At 37.9% G+C, this 18401-nt stretch carries 19 protein-coding genes and 2 tRNA genes; 8 read left to right on the top strand and 13 right to left on the bottom strand.

What is annotated here, in order from left to right; genetic code table 11:
• Positions 1-9: 9 nt before the first annotated feature.
• Together secA and dapF are read right to left on the bottom strand one after the other, a co-directional pair.
• Positions 10-3387, bottom strand: coding sequence for a preprotein translocase subunit SecA (secA, locus tag FHS59_RS10580; RefSeq protein WP_184495111.1), 3378 nt, complete (start codon positions 3385-3387; stop codon positions 10-12).
• 97 nt (positions 3388-3484) lie between these two features.
• Positions 3485-4258, bottom strand: a complete 774-nt coding sequence (gene dapF, locus FHS59_RS10575; protein ID WP_184495110.1) for a diaminopimelate epimerase — start codon at positions 4256-4258, stop codon at positions 3485-3487.
• A 271-nt stretch (positions 4259-4529) separates the two neighbouring features.
• Here dapF and FHS59_RS10570 point away from each other — a divergent pair, with 271 nt between their 5' ends.
• Positions 4530-4997, top strand: coding sequence for a pyrophosphohydrolase domain-containing protein (locus FHS59_RS10570; RefSeq protein ID WP_184495109.1), 468 nt, complete (start codon positions 4530-4532; stop codon positions 4995-4997).
• A gap of 2 nt (positions 4998-4999) precedes the next feature.
• On the opposite strand, the gene FHS59_RS10565 is transcribed toward FHS59_RS10570, so the two are convergent.
• The 5 genes from FHS59_RS10565 to mutS form a co-directional block, all read right to left on the bottom strand.
• Positions 5000-5851, bottom strand: coding sequence for a mechanosensitive ion channel family protein (locus FHS59_RS10565; RefSeq protein WP_184495108.1), 852 nt, complete (start codon positions 5849-5851; stop codon positions 5000-5002).
• Between the two features lie 103 nt (positions 5852-5954).
• Positions 5955-6038: transfer RNA gene (locus tag FHS59_RS10560), tRNA-Leu, on the bottom strand.
• A gap of 65 nt (positions 6039-6103) precedes the next feature.
• Positions 6104-6176, bottom strand: a tRNA-Gly gene (locus FHS59_RS10555).
• 126 nt (positions 6177-6302) lie between these two features.
• Entirely contained in the window at positions 6303-7112 is an 810-nt protein-coding gene (locus FHS59_RS10550) for a LuxR C-terminal-related transcriptional regulator (protein ID WP_184495107.1), read from the bottom strand.
• Positions 7113-7168: 56 nt separating this feature from the next.
• Positions 7169-9775, bottom strand: a complete 2607-nt coding sequence (mutS, locus tag FHS59_RS10545) for a DNA mismatch repair protein MutS (RefSeq protein WP_184495106.1) — start codon at positions 9773-9775, stop codon at positions 7169-7171.
• Positions 9776-9867: 92 nt separating this feature from the next.
• On the opposite strand from mutS, the gene FHS59_RS10540 reads away from it, so the two are divergent.
• Entirely contained in the window at positions 9868-10401 is a 534-nt protein-coding gene (locus FHS59_RS10540; RefSeq protein ID WP_184495105.1) for an RNA methyltransferase, read from the top strand.
• Here FHS59_RS10540 and FHS59_RS10535 read toward each other — a convergent pair.
• The 6 genes from FHS59_RS10535 to FHS59_RS10510 form a co-directional block, all read right to left on the bottom strand.
• Positions 10398-10811, bottom strand: coding sequence for a hypothetical protein (locus FHS59_RS10535; RefSeq protein WP_184495104.1), 414 nt, complete (start codon positions 10809-10811; stop codon positions 10398-10400). The two genes, FHS59_RS10540 and FHS59_RS10535, sit on opposite strands and share 4 nt — an antisense overlap.
• A 129-nt stretch (positions 10812-10940) precedes the next feature.
• On the bottom strand, positions 10941-11387 hold the full coding sequence (locus FHS59_RS10530) for a PaaI family thioesterase (RefSeq protein WP_184495103.1): 447 nt from the start codon (positions 11385-11387) through the stop codon (positions 10941-10943).
• Positions 11388-11396: 9 nt separating this feature from the next.
• Entirely contained in the window at positions 11397-11987 is a 591-nt protein-coding gene (locus FHS59_RS10525; RefSeq protein WP_184495102.1) for a hypothetical protein, read from the bottom strand.
• A gap of 35 nt (positions 11988-12022) precedes the next feature.
• Entirely contained in the window at positions 12023-12781 is a 759-nt protein-coding gene (locus FHS59_RS10520) for an SDR family NAD(P)-dependent oxidoreductase (RefSeq protein ID WP_184495101.1), read from the bottom strand.
• A gap of 16 nt (positions 12782-12797) precedes the next feature.
• Positions 12798-13331 (bottom strand): YfiT family bacillithiol transferase, encoded by a 534-nt coding sequence (locus FHS59_RS10515; RefSeq protein ID WP_184495100.1) that lies wholly within the window; start codon positions 13329-13331, stop codon positions 12798-12800.
• Between the two features lie 7 nt (positions 13332-13338).
• Positions 13339-14031 (bottom strand): ComF family protein, encoded by a 693-nt coding sequence (locus FHS59_RS10510; RefSeq protein WP_184495099.1) that lies wholly within the window; start codon positions 14029-14031, stop codon positions 13339-13341.
• Positions 14032-14114: 83 nt separating this feature from the next.
• Between FHS59_RS10510 and FHS59_RS10505 the strand changes: the two genes are divergently transcribed.
• The 6 genes from FHS59_RS10505 to mnmG all read left to right on the top strand — a co-directional run bounded on the left by FHS59_RS10505 (position 14115) and on the right by mnmG (position 18399).
• Positions 14115-14456 carry a carboxymuconolactone decarboxylase family protein gene (locus FHS59_RS10505; protein WP_184495098.1) on the top strand — a complete coding sequence of 114 codons (342 nt, stop codon included), beginning with the start codon at positions 14115-14117 and terminating at the stop codon, positions 14454-14456.
• An 8-nt stretch (positions 14457-14464) separates the two neighbouring features.
• Complete coding sequence (locus tag FHS59_RS10500) at positions 14465-14827, top strand: hypothetical protein (RefSeq protein WP_184495097.1); 363 nt, start codon at positions 14465-14467, stop codon at positions 14825-14827.
• A 1-nt stretch (position 14828) separates the two neighbouring features.
• The gene (locus FHS59_RS10495) at positions 14829-15593 is read left to right on the top strand and encodes an exodeoxyribonuclease III (protein WP_184495096.1); all 765 of its coding nucleotides are present in this window, start codon (positions 14829-14831) and stop codon (positions 15591-15593) included.
• Positions 15594-15623: 30 nt separating this feature from the next.
• The gene (locus tag FHS59_RS10490) at positions 15624-16025 is read left to right on the top strand and encodes an ATP-binding protein (protein WP_184495095.1); all 402 of its coding nucleotides are present in this window, start codon (positions 15624-15626) and stop codon (positions 16023-16025) included.
• Between the two features lie 3 nt (positions 16026-16028).
• Entirely contained in the window at positions 16029-16454 is a 426-nt protein-coding gene (ybeY, locus tag FHS59_RS10485; RefSeq protein ID WP_184495094.1) for an rRNA maturation RNase YbeY, read from the top strand.
• 79 nt (positions 16455-16533) lie between these two features.
• Positions 16534-18399: a tRNA uridine-5-carboxymethylaminomethyl(34) synthesis enzyme MnmG gene (gene mnmG, locus FHS59_RS10480; protein WP_184495093.1), complete on the top strand. Its 1866-nt coding sequence runs from the start codon at positions 16534-16536 to the stop codon at positions 18397-18399.
• The last annotated feature ends 2 nt before the right edge of the window (positions 18400-18401 follow it).

Raw genomic sequence — 18401 nt, 5'->3', positions numbered from 1 at the left:
TCATTAAATTTAATCGATTACTACGCATTTACCTTCCTGAATATCCTGCTCTACACTCTTGTATTTCACATCAGCTTTTGTAGTTCCATTGGTGTATTGAACAGTTACCTTATCATTTCTACCATAAGCCTTTTCGGACTTTCTTGGAGCTACCACTTGAGGAGCAGGTCTACCGGCACTTGCTGCAGCGGCAGCAGCGCGGTTTGCACCAGGATTTAATGTACTTGAAACTTCTGCTTTACTTGCTTGACCTTGAGGTTCAGCCGCTCTAGTCGGCTGAGCAGCATGCACCTGACTAGGATCTTGCTTTGGCAAATCAGCTCTCGAAATAAAGGAAATCATATCCTCATTAAGTTTGCCGATAAACCTTTTAAACATTTCAAAAGCTTCAAACTTATAGATCAATAACGGATCTTTTTGCTCATATACTGCATTTTGAACGGATTGTTTTAGATCATCCATGTCACGAAGATGTTCTTTCCAGTTCTGATCGATGATGGCTAGTGTCACATTCTTCTCAATAGATCGGATCAATTCACGACCTTCACTATTGATCATGGCTTCTAGATTTACCACAACTCCGATTTGCTTGATGCCGTCGGAGATCGGTACCATGATATCTTTTACTGTTGCACCTCTTTCTTCCTGTACTTTCTTAAAGATAGGAAGCGCAGTTCTCATGATCATTTCATTTTTCTTCTGATAGCTATCAAAAGCCGCTTCGTACAATTGCTGGGTCAAAGAAGCTGAATCTTTGGATTTCAAGTCATTTTCAGAAATCTGAAAATCGATTCCCAAAGAGGTAAATACGTTCATTCTCAAATCTTCTGGATCACCATTAGACTTGCCCATTTCGATGTTGCTTTCGCAGACATCATACATTATATTTAGAATATCCAGCTCCAAACGGTCTCCTTTCAGCGCATTTCTTCTACGCTTGTAAACCACCTCTCGCTGTGAGTTCATCACATCATCGTATTCCAAAAGTCTCTTTCTGGTACCAAAGTTATTTTCTTCCACTTTGGTCTGAGCTCTCTCGATAGATTTCGTAATCATGCTGTGCTGAATTACTTCACCTTCTTCAAGACCCATTCTATCCATCAATTTGGCGATTCTTTCAGATCCAAATAGACGCATCAAGCTATCCTCAAGGGAAACAAAGAACTGGGAAGAACCCACATCACCTTGACGACCGGCACGACCTCTCAACTGTCTATCCACACGTCTTGATTCGTGTCTTTCAGTACCGATAATTGCCAAACCACCAGCTTTTTTAGATTCTGGCGAAAGTTTGATATCCGTACCTCTACCAGCCATGTTAGTAGCAATCGTCACTGTTCCTGCTTGTCCGGCTACTGCGACAACATCTGCTTCTTTTGCGTGTTGCTTCGCGTTCAAAACCTGATGCGGGATTTTCTTCAAGGTGAGCATTCTGCTCAACACTTCAGAGATTTCTACCGAAGTAGTACCCACTAAAACAGGTCTTCCTAGAGCAACAAGCTCATTAATCTCGTCTACTACGGCATTGAATTTCTCTCTGACCGTTTTGTAAACTTTATCTTCTTTATCGGAACGCTGGATCACCCTATTGGTAGGAATCACCACTACGTCCAATTTGTAGATTTCCCAGAATTCTCCAGCTTCCGTCTCCGCTGTACCAGTCATACCGGCAAGCTTATGGTACATTCTGAAGTAATTTTGCAAAGTGATGGTCGCATACGTCTGCGTCGCATCTTCTACCTTCACATTCTCTTTAGCTTCGATCGCCTGGTGCAAGCCGTCAGAATATCTTCTTCCTTCCATCACACGACCAGTTTGCTCATCGACAATTTTTACTTTGCCGTCGACAATAATGTATTCCGTATCCCGCTCAAACATACAATATGCTTTCAGCAATTGGTTTACGGTATGGATACGCTGAGCTTTTACACCATAATCCTTGATAACTTCTTCCTTGCGGATTAGTTTTTCTTTATCATCAAGTGTTTCATCCTTTTCCATTTCAGCGATCATCACTCCGATGTCCGGCAAAATGAAGAATTCAGCATTTTCATTCTTCGTGGTCATGGTTTCAATACCACGATCAGTCAGATCTACTACATTGGTTTTTTCATCTATCGTAAACAATAAAGGCTCATCTGCTTCAGGCATTTGGCGCTTATTGTCCTGCAAATAGAAGTTCTCTGTTTTTTGTAGAATTACCCGAATTCCAGGTTCGGATAGATATTTAATCAATGGCTTGTATTTCGGCATTCCTCGGAAAGCCCTAAACAATGCCAATCCACCCTCTTTTTCATTACCTTCAGAAATCAACTTTTTCGCGGAAGTCAAAAATCCTTGGATCAGTTTTCTTTGCTCATCCACCAAAGTAGCCACTCGAGGTTTCATGTCATCAAATTCATGAACATCCCCTTTAGGTACAGGTCCGGAAATAATCAAGGGCGTACGTGCATCATCAATCAATACAGAATCGACCTCATCGACCATGGCAAAATGATGCTTTCCTTGCACCAAATCCCCACCGTCTCTCGCCATGTTATCTCTTAGGTAGTCAAAACCGAATTCGTTATTGGTACCATAGACAATATCACAAGCATAAGCGCCTTTTCTTCCTGCTGAATTTGGCTGATACTTATCTATACAATCCACAGAAAGTCCGTGGAATTCAAAAAGTGGTGCGTTCCATTCAGAATCTCGTTTTGCCAAGTAATCATTCACGGTTACGATATGAACACCTCTTCCTGCCAAAGCATTAAGGTATGCAGGTAGGGTAGAAACCAATGTCTTACCTTCACCAGTAGCCATTTCGGCAATTTTACCACTGTGTAAAACCATACCACCAATTAACTGCACATCGTAGTGGACCATGTCCCAAACGACTTCATTGCCAGCAGCAAGCCAGGTATTATGCCAGATAGCCTGGTCACCTTCAATGACTACATTTTGTTTTTTGGCAGCTAACTCACGATCAAAAAGATTTGCACTTACCTTCAGTTGCTTGTTTTCCTTAAATCTTCTGGCCGTTTCTTTCACTACTGCAAAAGCTGTCGGCATCACTTCTAGAAGAACTTCCTCCAAAGACTCATCCCGTTGTTTTTCGAGTTGGTCAATTTGATTAAAAAGTTGGTCTTTTTCGTGGATGGCATTAGCCGCAAGTTCATTGATTTTCACTCGAATCTCAGCGATGCTATCATCGATTGATTTAAGCTTTTCATTGATTTTGCCCTTAATTTCTGCGGTTTTACCTCGTAGCTCATCATCACTGATGGATGCAAAGCTTGCAAAGATCTTATTGATCTCTTCTACTTTTGGAGCTAATTCTTTGATATCTCTATCGGACTTCGTTCCGAAAACTTTTGCGAGTCCTTTGGCAATAAATTCTAACATGTCGAATGAATGTGATTCTAAAATCGGGCTTTAAAATTAAGCCCTTTTTATTACAATTGATAATGATATCCGGTTCGTACCAGATGATCTTAACGTTCTAAATGATAATTTGTCCTTTAAATACTTGCTCGGCTGGACCGATTAACCAGATGTCGGAATAGCCGCCTTCTGGTTTGGAATTAAATTTAACGGATAACTTCCCGCCAAGGGTATTTATTTTTATCTCTGCGGCATCTTGATCTTTTCCATAGACCAAAGCTGCAGCGGTCACACCTGTTCCACAGGAAAGTGTTTCATCTTCCACACCTCTTTCATAGGTACGAACGAAGATTTCATCTTCCGCGATTGGTTCCACAAAATTGACATTTGTTCCCCCAGGAGCATAAGAAGCGTCATACCTAACGCTTTTGCCTTCAGCAAAAACCGGATAATCTGACACTTTTTCTACCAGTCGGATATGATGAGGAGATCCCGTATTGACAAAGAAATCTTCTTGCCTGGATTCAATTCCATCAACTTCGCCCATCAGCAATTGAACCAACCCATTTTCAAGGACCGCTTCATGTTTGCCATCAATGGCCAGAAAAGTGGTTTGGTCTTTTACTATTCCCAGAAAGGCAGAAAAGGCAACAGCACATCTTGCTCCATTGCCACACATACTTTGGGATCCATCGGCATTGAAGTAAATCATCTCAAAATCATAATCTTGATGATTTCTAATCAAAATCAACCCATCTGCACCAACCCCAAACTTTCTGTCACAAAGCTTAGAAATTAACGCCAAATCGGTCACTTCGAATGATTCAGATCGATCATCTATCATCACGAAATCATTCCCCGTTCCTTGATATTTATAAAAGGTAATTTCCATGGATTTTAATTCTTCCTTGCTGGTTCAAAAACTTAACCAAAGCTATATTGGCTGCAAACTTAAAACAACTTGTCACAAAATCAGACAATAAGTCTGATTCTCAATTTGGAATGCGACAGATTCTGCATAAAATAATGCAATAAATGATCTTATCGATTCCTTTTATGAGGACAATACTTGGTGTTTCTTTGTATTTCCAAAACTGATCGATGCATTGAGCAATCGTTTCAGTTCATTTACATTTATTTCCACCATATCATATCCGATACTTATGCAAGATCCTAAATCTCTAACCTCAGTAGCTCTCTTCCATGAAACTTTTAAGCATCCTGTGTTACCGGAACCGACGATTCCTTCCGAAACAAGGTGTAATTTGAGGGTTTCCCTTTTGGCAGAAGAGTTAAAGGAATTGGAAGAAGCGATCGAAAACAAAGATTTGGTAGAGATCGCAGATGCGCTTTGCGACCTTCAATATGTGCTTTCAGGAGCGATTTTGGAGTTTGGACTAGGAGAAAAATTCAAAGCTCTATTTGATGAAGTTCAGCGATCCAATATGAGCAAAGCCTGCGTGACCGAACAGGAAGCAAAGGATACTGTGGCACATTACGAGGCAAAAGGCACACCTAGTTTCTACGAAAAGGAAGGGGATCTTTTTCTGGTTTTCAGAGAAGGAGATCATAAAACCTTGAAATCCGTCAATTATTCACCTGCAGATTTAAAGGGAATTTTAGAAAAATAATCTCAGGAAGTCTTCAGGCTTTTGTTCTGATGGTTTTTCAATTCGATAATTCGGGCCGGCATATTATAGCCGGCCTTTTCTAATGCCGTCAACACTTGAAGAATCGCACCACTTTTTACAACTGCATCAGAAATTGATCTTTCAAAAGTATTCACCCAAAAGGTCACCTGAATATTCAAAGTACTTTCTGCCAAATCAGTCACCCAAACTTCTGGCGACTTTGCGCCATTCAAAACTCCAGGTACATCGATTATCTCTTTTTTAATCAAATCAATGGCACCTTGATAATCTGATCCATAATCTAGCCCGATAATAAAATCATATCGGAGGAATCCATCGATGGTATAATTAATCAGAGGGTTTTTGAGAATTACTCCATTTGGAATAAATACATCTTTACCATCTCCAGTTTTGATTTGAGTATCTCTAAGGTTTAAAGTCAGCACTTGCCCATTCATCCCATTGATATCAACTATATCACCAACCCGAAAAGGGCGCTTAAATGCCAAAATGATCCCGGCAAGGAAATTTTCACCGATATCTTTTAAGGCAAAACCGATAATGAAGGCAGAAATCCCTGCTCCGGCAAGAAGTCCAGAAACAACTCCAGTTAAGCCAATAATCCTAAATACAACCAATAGGCCAGCAAGAATCACCAAGGAACTGAAAATCCCTGCCAAGAAATTTGCCAGCAGATCATCATCCATTCGACGAATCAATCGGATTCTTAAAAATGTTTTTGATTTGCGTGCCAGATACAGAAACACCAAAAATGTAAGGATAGCTATACCTGAGATTATTAAGACGTGTTTTAAGGATGACCAATCCAGCGATAAAAAGTCAAATTCTTCCATAGAAATTAAAGTACGAAAAAATTATATAGTTCAGAATTTCTATTTGAATCAAGTTGCTGAAATCATTAAAAACAAAAAGCCCCGCATTTCTGCGAGGCTTCTGTACCAGGAGCGGGAATCGAACCCGCACGACCGTGAGGTCACAAGATTTTAAGTCTTGCGTGTCTACCTATTCCACCATCCCGGCTTCACTCCGACATGTCGAAGCTAATTACCTTAAACAAGAAAGCCCTTGAATCAAGGGCTTCTTCGAGCGAGAGACGAGATTCGAACTCGCGACCCCGACCTTGGCAAGGTCGTGCTCTACCAGCTGAGCTACTCTCGCTTTTATTAAGACCCAAACGTTCTCTGAGTCATTTGTGGATGCAAAGGTAAGATCCGAAAATAAATTTACAAGTATTATTGCCTGAATTTTTCCCTTTTTCTTTGCAAAAAATTCGTTTGCCTTGATTTACAGACCAATATCAAAGTCATAGGATGCAAGAATTTTTATCATCTCTCCCACATTTCTTGCTCCAAGCTTCCTTAAAATATTTTTACGATGGGTAGAAACAGTATTAAATGAGATGTTCAATTTCTCACTGATCTCCTTTGATTCCAATCCATCGAGAATCATTTTCACAATCTCTTTTTCCTTTTTTGTCAAAGAAATTTTCCGATCTACCGGAGAGTTTTTACTTACAAAAATCCTCGAACCATCATCTTTTAAGTAGGAATAATTCCAATCATAATTTTTTGACTTTGGCGGAAATTCCAACTTCAAGATGATATGCAAGTCCATGGCAAAATTACCAGCAGAATCAATCAAATAGGGTTTTACTCTCCCCATCACCCAAAAAACTTCTTGAGTAATGCGATGTACCCAACGAGTCGTGTATGAAAATTCAAATCGATGTTTCTCAGTCAAAGTCAACTGGTGAAAGGCATCAAAAATTATCTTTTGGAATCTGAAAAGCTCTTCTCTATCCTCAGGATGAATCATAGTAAAGGACGTTTCCATTCCTTTTGATTTAAACATTGAGGACGGATAACCAGTAAGTTCCTCAACATTTCCCGTATAAAAAGCCAGGTTAAGTTTACGATAATCAAAGCACGCAATAACCAAACCTTCCCTCATGCCTATATTCTGACTTAAAACCTCAAGTTCAGATAGCATTTTGTCTTCATCAGGAGAATCTTTAAACTCCTGTTCTTTCCATTCATGAAAAAATTTAGAATACTTATCCTGTTTTTTCAGGTCCTTTAAAAGCACCTTATCCATATTACCCCATTAATATTGTTTAAAAAGCATCTTCAATATACTAAATATCTTTTCACCTATGCTTCTAATTTTTTCTTAATCTCATGAAGCTTTAATAATGCTTCAATCGGAGAAATGGCATTGATGTCGATCTGATCAATTAATTCCTTCGCTTCCTGAATTTTAGGATCTAATTCAAACAAACTCAATTGATAGTTATTTTTTGGAATGGATTTAATGTTTTCATTTTTTTCGTTGACGGCTTTGTCTTTTTCAAGATGTCCCATAATCTCAGAAGCTCTCAAAACCACAGGGTTAGGCATACCTGCCATTTGAGCCACATGAATCCCGAAACTATGCTCACTTCCGCCTTCTTTCAGCTTTCTCATAAAAATAACTTTGTTTCCGACCTCTTTTACTGAAACATTGAAATTCTTAATCCTTGGGAAATCCTCTGTCAACTGGTTTAATTCATGATAATGGGTCGCAAAAAGTGTTTTGGCTTTGTATTGAGGATGGTTATGTAAGTATTCTACAATTGACCAAGCAATTGAAATTCCATCATAAGTTGATGTTCCTCTTCCAATTTCATCCATCAAAACAAGGCTTCGATTTGACAAATTATTGAGAATACTCGCCGTTTCGGTCATTTCCACCATAAATGTAGATTCACCCTTCGAAAGGTTATCCGAAGCTCCCACTCGCGTGAAAACCTTGTCAATAATCCCTACTCTAGCAAATGAGGCCGGCACGAAACTTCCCATTTGGGCCATCAACACAATCAAAGCAGTTTGCCTCAATAAAGCAGATTTACCTGCCATGTTTGGTCCTGTGATAATGATTATTTGCTGGCTGTCATGATCTAGATAAATATCATTTGGCACATAATTTTCTCCTAGAGGAAGTTGCTTTTCGATTACTGGATGTCTACCATCTTTAAATTCTAAAGTTTCCGTATCGGAAATTTTTGGCCTGGAATATTGGTTGGATAACGCAACTTGGGCAAAAGAAAGTAAAACGTCCAGTGTTCCGATCACTCTGGCATTTTGCTGAATTTGAGTGACATATTTCGCTGTTTCCTGAACTAATTCCAGAAAATATCGCTGCTCAATACCTACCAAGCGCTCTTCTGCATGAAGGATCTTTTCTTCGTAATCTTTCAGTTCGGGAGTAATATACCTTTCAGCATTGACCAAGGTCTGCTTTCTGATCCATTCCTGAGGCACCTTGTCTTTATGAGCATGTGTCACCTCTAAATAGTAGCCGAAGACTTTATTATAGGCGATTTTCAAAGAGGTAATCCCAGTGTTCTGCACTTCACGCTGCTGCAACTGAACCAAAAAATCCTTTCCAGTATTTGCTAGATTTCGATATTCGTCCAATTCTGAATCCACTCCATCTTTGATGATGCCGCCTTGATGTGTCTGCATCGGAGCATCTTCTTTCAATTCCTTTTCGATTTTTTCCAAAAGAAATTCGCAAAGGTTTAATTGATCAGAAAGCCTTTTAAGTGTTGGGTTATCCTGAGTCTTTAGAAGTTCTTTGATAGGTACAATCGCCTTCAAAGCCCTTTTTATCTGATTGATTTCCCTAGGGTTCGCTCTACCCACCACCACTTTGGAAATCAATCTCTCGAGATCTCCTATATGTTTCAATTCTGATAAGATTGTTTCTATCAAAGTTGAATTTTGATAGAAGAAATCGACAACATTCAGACGCTCTTCGATGGCCTTTTTCTCCTTCAACGGCAAAACCATCCATTTTTTCATCATTCTTGATCCCATTGGGGTCAAGGTTTGATCTAGAATCTGAATTAATGGAACTCCTCCTTCATGCTGTGCATAGACTAGTTCCAGGTTACGAATCGTAAACTTATCCAACCAAACATATTTCTCTTCAGCAATTCTCGAAATAGCAGAAATATGCTGAATCTCTTTGTGCTCTGTCTCTTCCAGATAGTATAAAATTGCACCAGCTGCAGTAATTCCACTTTCTTGATCCTCAATCCCAAAGCCTTTCAGATTTGCTGTACCAAAGTGCGTTTTTAGCTTTTCATAGGTAAAATCGAATTGGAAAACCCAATCCTCGCAATGGAAAGTGATAAAATCATTCTTCAGGAGATCTTGCGCTGCTTTCTTTGAAGCCTTAGAAAAGATTATTTCTGATGGAGCAAAACTTTGGATAAGCTTTTCCAAATAGGATGAATTCCCTTCGGCGCACATAAATTCACCGGTCGAAAGATCCAAGAAAGCGATCCCGTGTTTCTCTTTTCCAAAATGGATGGAGGCCAGATAATTGTTTCTTTTTGTGTCTAATACCTGATCATTGAATGATAATCCAGGAGTCACCAATTCCGTAACACCTCTTTTGACGATACCTTTGACGGATTTTGGATCTTCCAGCTGGTCACAAATTGCGACGCGGTTTCCCGCTCTTACCAACTTTGGCAAATATGTATCCAGAGAATGATGTGGAAACCCTGCCAATTCAATATGGGAAGCAGATCCATTCGCTCTTTTCGTCAAAACAATGTCCAGAACTTTACTTGCTTTGATCGCATCTTCACCAAAAGTTTCATAAAAATCACCAACCCTAAATAATAACAATGCGCCAGGATGTTTGGCTTTGATGGCATTGTATTGCTTCATTAAGGGCGTTTCTTTTCCGTCTTTAGACTTACTCATGTGGGTATACTTACTTTTATACTAATTTTGGGAGAGATATTCGGCGGGAATATCCCCGAAAATAAGCCATTCATAAAGCAGAACAAAAAAGGATGAAAAAATTAAGCATGGAAGAACTCGAAAGAGTATCGGTCGAGGAATTTAAGGAAATGGAAAAATCACCGATAGTCATTGTGCTGGACAACATCCGAAGCTTAAATAATGTAGGTTCTGCATTTCGAACAGGAGATGCTTTCGGAATAGAAAAAATCTATCTCTGCGGAATTACGGGAACTCCACCTCATCGTGATATCCAAAAAACAGCCTTAGGTGCGACAGAATCTGTGGAATGGGAATATTCCCCAGAAACTGTGCAAGCTATAGAAAAACTCAAGTTAGAAGGCTACCAAATCTGTGCTTTGGAGCAAGTGGATAGATCCGTAAAACTCTATGATTTTTCACCCCAAAAAGGCAAAAAGTACGCACTGGTTTTCGGAAATGAGGTTTTTGGCGTTGAGGAAGATGTTCTCAAAGCCTGCGATACCGTCTTAGAAATTCCACAATTGGGCACCAAACATTCTTTGAATATTTCGGTGACACTGGGTATCTCTATTTGGGATTTGATGGTAAAACTAAATCAGTTTTAATTTTTGATAAAACGATATCGGATACCAAATGAGCCTCGGAATATAGAATCATCATTGAAACTTATGATCGGAGCTCCTTCTATATGAAACCCAAAATCCTTTTGCTCAAAAGGATAAATATTCAAGCCTATAGGAACCACAACTCCATCAAAAACCCCAACTCGTAAACCAGCTCCACCATAGAATTCAAATCGATCAGACTTTTTGAAAATGTAATTAGCTGCCAATTCTGCAGACATTGACTCAAAATAAGAATCAGTTCCCACTCTAAATTCAGGGATGAATTTTTCTCCAAATTGGTGATTTACCCCAATAAAAGGCAAGTTGCTTTGGTGGAATGTGATTGTAGTTTGTGAAAAAGATGTCCAAGAAATCAGACAAAAAAGGGCGATGAATAAGAGTTTTTTCATAGATAAAATCGTGTTGTTTTTTTCAAACTTAAAATCTCAGAAAAATTAAATCTGTCCTTTTAGGCAGAGTTTTACTTCTATAGATTCAAAAGTTTTTAGTTAGTCTGAAAATCATACGTTCAAAATAACTTAAAGTTTAAGATCGCTGATTTTTATATGAGTTTTTATCATATTCGAACTCGCTTTTGCAACGATTTTACCTGATTCTTTCTTAATGACTGCTTCCCAATGATTCAGGTTAGCTCCAGATCTCACAAGATTTGCCTCCAAAACCACTATTTCACCTATTTGAGCAGACGATAGAAAATCCACACTCAAGTTGATACTTGTCATCAAGTATTCACTGCCGGCCACAAAATTCGCAATGCCAATCCCATCATCTAGCATTAAAGAAGCAACACCTCCATGCAAGATTTTTGTTGGATTGCACATGTAAGGCTCAATCGTGTATTGGATTTTGATATGTTTCTCTGAAACCTCCAATAAAATTCCCGCCAGCCAATTACCCGCTGCAGAAGGAGTATTATCTAATTTTTTACCTATCTGTCCTGAAAAGAACTCAAGTGGACTTGCCATTTTTCTGATTTATTTATTCTCTAATAGTTGTATATAGTCTTCGATTATTTCTTTCAAAGATTCTCTCTCCTCTTCAGTCTCCCATATTCTTTCCCAATTTCCATCAACTTGAATATAAAAGCCCGCATCCACTTCAATCCAAGGAGATAATTCATTTAAATAACTGTAAAACAGCATATTATTTCCATTTTCTAGATGAAATAGCTTTTCTCCTTCAGATGAAACTGCTTTTAAATCAATTGGCCAATCGATGTTTTGAGGCTCAAAATAGATGTAGGATTCATCTTTTAAGGCATTCAAAATAATCACGAAGTTTAAGCTCGGTTTACTTTCCTCATGGAGCAAACCTTTATGGCGGAAAAGCGTCATTTTTGCATCGGCTCTTGCCTCTCTTTCATAATGAATGGCTCTCAGATTTAGAAAAAACAGACGATTGGAGTCATTCACTTTAAATGTCCTGTCTTCACCAGTATTGTCAGCTCTTTTATCATTAAAAAAGGATAAGGCAAACACGAGAAAGAGAGAGGCTAAACCAAAGATTTTGAGAACTTTTAAAAGTTCAGGAGTGAATATTGGGTCTCTGGAAGAGTTTTTTGCCATAGTATGGTAACTCTAATCCTTCTAAAGAGTTGGGATCAATGGACGTAAGAACCTGCATTGATATCAATACTTGCCCCAGTTGCATGATCGGCAAAACCTGAGCATAATAAAGTCACCATAGGTGCAATATCTTCTGGTTTTGTCAGCTCATTTAGCGCGATATCATTCAATGCAAATCCCTCTCCGTATTCAGAAAGAATTTCATTGGCCATGTCAGTTCTAGTAAATCCAGGAGCTATCAAAAATGCTTTGATACCCACTTTTCCATAATGTCTGGCTATGGATCTTGTCAAACTCACCAAAGCTCCTTTGGAGGCTGCATACGCTAAATAATCTGTTGTATCGCCTCTAAACGCAGCTCTAGAAGAAATAGTCACGATTCTTCCGCCATTGTTTATTTTGGCATGATCCACAAATTCTTTGCATAAAATACCTACCGAAGTGGAATTTACTTGAATTGTCTCATTCCAGATTTCTAACCATTTATCAGTTGGCAAATCATCAGAAGCAGATTTAGCAATTCCTGCATTATTGACAATTCCTGACAAAGGACCATATTTCTCCACCAATTTTGGGATAAAACCAACCACAGAATCCGAATTCCCTAAATCACATTTTTCTACATATGAAACTCCTGATAGTTCATTTTGCAAGGATTTAGCCTCTTCTTCATTTGAATTAAAATGAATGATTACCTCAGCACCTGATTCTGAAAGTTGTTTGGCAATAGCCCTTCCAATACCTCTAGAAGCCCCTGTGACAAGGATTCTTTGGCCTTTAAGTGAAATTTGCATGTGTTTTATCTATTAATCACCAATTTTCCCGGATCATCAGAGCTTGAATATGCGCCAAATGGTGCTTTCCATGCCATGCATACATCAATGTTACTTCATCTAAAGAAACATCTTTTTGAGACTCTGGATGAAAATAGGTTTTGTCGAAATCTTCAGGGCTCATTTCTTCAAGAATACGAACCCATTTGAAATGGATATTCTTTAGCATTCCGATAGAAATTTCAATTGGAAGTTCATAATCCGGAAGGTTTGCCCAAGCAGCTTCGTCATAAGGCTTAATTCTTGGGTTTTCTTCAGTCAAAGCCAGTTTAAACCTGATTAGCGCATTCATATGACTATCCGCACAATGATGGATAACTTGACGAACAGTCCATCCACCTGGTCTATAAGGTGTGGCTAATTGGCCTTCGTTAAATTCCTTAACTGTATTTTCTAAAAACTTTGGAAGAGATTTAATTTCCTCAATAGCCTTTTTTAAATCATCTATTGTAATTACAGAATCAACCTGAAATTTTCCAATTGGATATTTGAGATGTTCAATGTCTATCATATGATGCTTATTTACCTGCAGCGATGCTAGCCAAATCTACAGTTTTTGCTCCATTAGCCAAAAGTACATTTGCACAGGAACATAAGGTGGCTCCCGTAGTTATAACATCGTCTACCAATAAAATTCTAAGATTTGCAACCGAGTGTTCTGCTGAAATTTGGAAAACATCTTCTACGTTTTCCATCCGCTGTAATCTCGATTTTTTTGTTTGGGTTTCAGTGAATTTCTTTCTTTCCAATGCGTTTTCATAGTCGACTTCTAAACCTTCTGACAACCCTTTTGCAAATTGTTCACTCTGGTTATAACCTCTTCGCAATAATTTGACAGGATGAAGGGGAACCGGAACAATCAAATCCCAGCAATTTTTAAAATTAGCCTCAATCAAATCCTGTGCATACAATTTCCCAAGTTTTTCAGCTATTTCCGGCTTATTTCTATACTTCAGGCGATGTAAAATCTTTTGACTTTTACCTCCAGAAGTAAACCTCAAAAATGACATAGCCATACCGACATTACTCAGTCCCTTGATTTTATCTGTAAGATCATTTTCGGTAGGCATCCGATGATACAGCGTCCTAGGCAATATCCCGATGCAAATTCTGCAGAAACAAACTTCAAAGTCAAATAAGCTTCTACCGCATAATGAGCAGTTTCTAGGATAAATCAGATCAAAAAAATCTTTGAAAAAATGTAAACGCATAAGCAAAAAGTTCTGTTAGTACTTACCAAGGCCGAATACATGCTATATTTGCCTGTAAATGTGTATCCTAAATTGTTAATTTAATGAATCTCGTAGAAGAATTCAATGATTATAGAGCCAAGATGAATGAGAAAATCATGGCTGCAGATAACAAAGTGATCAAAAGGTTTTTCAATTTGGATACCAATGCCTATGCAGAAGGTGCACTAGATGTGAAAACAAAAGAAATGCTTGGATTAGCATGTTCTATGGTGTTGAGATGTGATGATTGCATTAAGTATCACCTAGAAAAGTGCAAAGAGGTAGGTTTAAATAAAACCGAAATATTTGAAGTATTTTCGATAGCCACTTTAATTGGTGGATCTATCGTAATTCCCCATCTGAGAAGAGCTACAGAATTTTGGGAAGAACTTGATAATCAATAATTTAAACAATGCTTAAGAAAGATCTTGATCTTGAGAGGAAGTGGTCAAAACTATTAGAAGGCCTAAAAGAAACCATTGGGAAAAAACCTAGTGATTTAAATGGCGTTTTGTTTTTAATAGGAGTCCAGGAATTAGGAATGGGTAACAAAATCTTTACAAAAGAACAAAAACAAGATTTGATGCATATTGCAGTTTGCAAAGTGTTGAGTTATGATGGTTTTTATGAATTGGATTTTGTAGATCAAGATGGCTGGCCACATTGGAAACTAATTAAAGAATTGCCTCATTTTGATTTGCTCGAGCAAGAGAAATTATTGAAAATTCAGGTGTTGGAATACTTCGAAAAAGAGTACGAAATAGAAATAAAGTAACATGAAAATTATCTCCTATAATGTAAATGGAATCAGGGCAGCTTTAAACAAAGGATTTCTCCAATGGTTAGAGCAAGAAAACCCGGATGTTATTGGTTTACAGGAGGTTAAGGCCTTAGAAGATCAAATTGATACTGCTATCTTTAAAGATTTAGGATATGAAGTTTACTGGTATCCTGCAGTGAAAAAAGGATATAGTGGAGTCGCGATATTGAGTAAAATTACTCCCAAATCTGTTCATCATGGGATGGGTCTAAATAAGTATGATGATGAGGGAAGATTGCTCGAATTAGAGTTTGAAAACTTCTCTTTTCTATCTGCCTATTTTCCATCTGGTACAACCGGTGATATACGCCAAAGTTTCAAGTATGAATTTTTGGATGACATATTTGGTTACATGCAGGATTTGAGAAGATCTAAGCCAAACTTAATACTCAGCGGAGATTATAATATTTGCCATAAGGCAATTGACATTCATAATCCTATTTCCAATAAAAACAGTTCGGGTTTCTTACCGGAAGAAAGAGCATGGATGGATAAATTTACTGAGTCAGGATTTATTGATTCCTTCAGGCATTTTAATCCAGAACCTCATCAATATACCTGGTGGAGCTATCGAGCCAATGCAAGAGCTAAAAACCTTGGGTGGAGAATCGATTACCACATGGCAACAAAGGAAATGCAGAATAGACTAAAAAACGCTGTAATTATGCCAGAAGCTTATCATTCGGACCATTGTCCAATAACTTTAGAAATCACTGAATAGTATAAAACTTGATTATTGAATAAATAACAGATGAAATCAATAAAAATTTCCATACCCTCACTCATTGAAAACATAAAGATAATCGAAAGCTTTATCGATAACGCGAGGGAAAATTTTGAAATCAATGATGATATCTATGGAAATATCATGATTTCAGTTACTGAGTGTATCAGCAATGCCATTATTCATGGAAATCAACATGATAAAAACAAACTGGTGCATTTGGAGCTGTTTATGGAAGATCAGCTTCTAAGGTTTGTCATTTCAGATGAAGGACCCGGTTTTGATTACAACGAATTGAAAGATCCAACCGAACCAGAAAACATAGAAAAAACTGGGGGTAGGGGAATATTCCTAATCAAACACCTTAGCGACGAAGTAAAATTTGAAGAAGAAGGAAGAAAGACAATATTATCCTTCTATATGAATTAAGCTATGGCCATCAATTTCTTTCAGGAAGAAACAGCGTTTCAACTATCAAAAAAACTTCTACGCAAAAAATGGCTAAAGTCGATCGCTCAGGAGGAAAATTATACTATTCAAGATTTAAACTACATTTTCTGCAGCGATGAGTATTTATACAGCATTAATGTAGAATACTTAAATCATCATACATATACTGACATTATCACATTCGATAATTCAGAATCAGAGAAAGAAATCGAAGGAGATATATTTATAAGTATCGATCGGGTTCAAGAAAATTCTGAAAAACTTCAAGTTCCATTAGAAGATGAATTAAGCAGAGTAATAAGTCACGGCTTGTTTCATTTAATGGGTTACAAAGACAAGAAAAAAGAAGAAGCAAAAAAGATGCGAAACAAGGAAGAGTTCGCAATTAAATTATTTAAAAATCTCTAATGTTCCACGTGAAACAGTTTGTTCACAGATGTGAAATAAATCAAAGTGTTCCACGTGAAACAGTAAACAAATATTGGTCATGTTTCCAAAATATGATGTCATTGTAGTAGGAGCAGGTCATGCTGGATGCGAAGCAGCGCACGCTGCAGCAAAAATGGGTTCGAAGGTACTTTTATGTACCATGAACATGAATACCATTGCCCAAATGTCATGTAATCCTGCTATGGGTGGAGTTGCAAAAGGACAAATTGTTCGAGAAATAGATGCTCTGGGAGGAATGTCTGGAATTATTTCAGATAAATCCATGATCCAATTCAGAATGCTCAATCGATCAAAAGGCCCAGCAATGTGGTCTCCAAGATCACAAAATGACCGAATGAGGTTCGCGGAAGAATGGCGCTTAGCCTTGGAACAAACCCCAAATGTTGATTTCTGGCAGGAAATGATCACAGGAGTTCTTGTTAAAGATGGACGAATAACAGGAGTTAGAACCGGAATTGGTATAGAAATCGAATCAAAAAGTGTGGTTTTAACCAATGGGACTTTCCTAAATGGATTAATCCATATAGGTGAAAAACAATTTGGAGGAGGTAGGACTGGAGAATCTGCAGCAAAAGGGATAACAGAACAATTGGTTTCTTTAGGCTTTGAAGCAGGAAGAATGAAAACAGGTACACCACCAAGAGTAGACGGGAGAAGTCTTGATTACTCCAAAATGGAAGTACAATATGGAGATGAAAATCCTGAGAAATTCAGTTATTCTGACGAAACAAGCCCAATAAAAGAGCAAAGAACTTGTTGGATAACTTATACAAATAAAGATGTCCACAGCACTCTTGAAGAAGGTTTTGATAGATCTCCAATGTTTAATGGACGAATTCAAGGGCTTGGACCAAGATATTGTCCATCTATTGAAGACAAGATCAATCGATTTGCAGAAAGAGAAAGGCACCAAATATTCGTAGAGCCTGAAGGTTGGAATACAGTAGAGATCTATGTAAACGGTTTTTCTACATCCTTACCAGAAGACGTCCAATACAAAGCAATAAGAAAAATAGCAGGATTTGAGAATGCAAAAATGTTCCGTCCTGGCTATGCGATTGAATATGATTTCTTCCCACCAACCCAATTAAAACTCACTTTAGAGACCCAGTTGGTTGAAAACTTATATTTCGCAGGACAAATAAACGGTACCACAGGTTATGAGGAAGCTGCATCTCAGGGCCTAATCGCTGGCATAAATGCAAGTCTGAAAGTTCAGGAAAAAGATCCTTTCTTACTAAAAAGATCAGATGCCTATATTGGAGTGTTAATTGATGATTTGATTAACAAAGGCACCGAAGAACCATATAGAATGTTTACTTCAAGAGCTGAATTCAGATTACTTCTTAGACAGGATAATGCAGATTTAAGATTGACCCAGCTGGGATATGATATTAATCTTGCCAGTCAAGAACGTTTGGACAAAATGCTTGATAAGAAGAAAGAAACTGCAAGATTGATCAACGACCTGAAACAAAAGAAACTTAGTCCAGATCAAATCAATCAAGGTCTTGAAACAATCGGTACAGCAGAAATTAAAGAAAAGATATCTGCGGAAAAGCTTCTTAAAAGACCTCAAATTGGTCTAAATGAAATTATGATTCTAGATCCAGAAATGGATCAATACTTGTCAGGGTTTTCTCCAGAAGTGAGAGAACAAGCAGAAGTCCAGATCAAATACGATAGCTATATCGAAAAAGAACAACAGATGGTCGAAAAATTGAGTAATATGGAAAATTATAAAATTCCATTAAAATTTGATTACTTAACCATCCCTGCATTATCAAACGAAGGCAAACAAAAGCTCCATAAAATCAAACCGGAAACATTAGGACAGGCTTCAAGAATCAGCGGTGTTTCACCAGCAGATTTATCGATTCTTACTGTTTATTTAGGAAGATAATC

Origin of the sequence: Algoriphagus iocasae, from assembly GCF_014206875.1 — a bacterium.
GTDB lineage: Bacteria > Bacteroidota > Bacteroidia > Cytophagales > Cyclobacteriaceae > Algoriphagus > Algoriphagus iocasae.
Note: the sequence above shows the minus strand (reverse complement) of the source record. Positions and strands in the feature narration are given on the sequence as shown.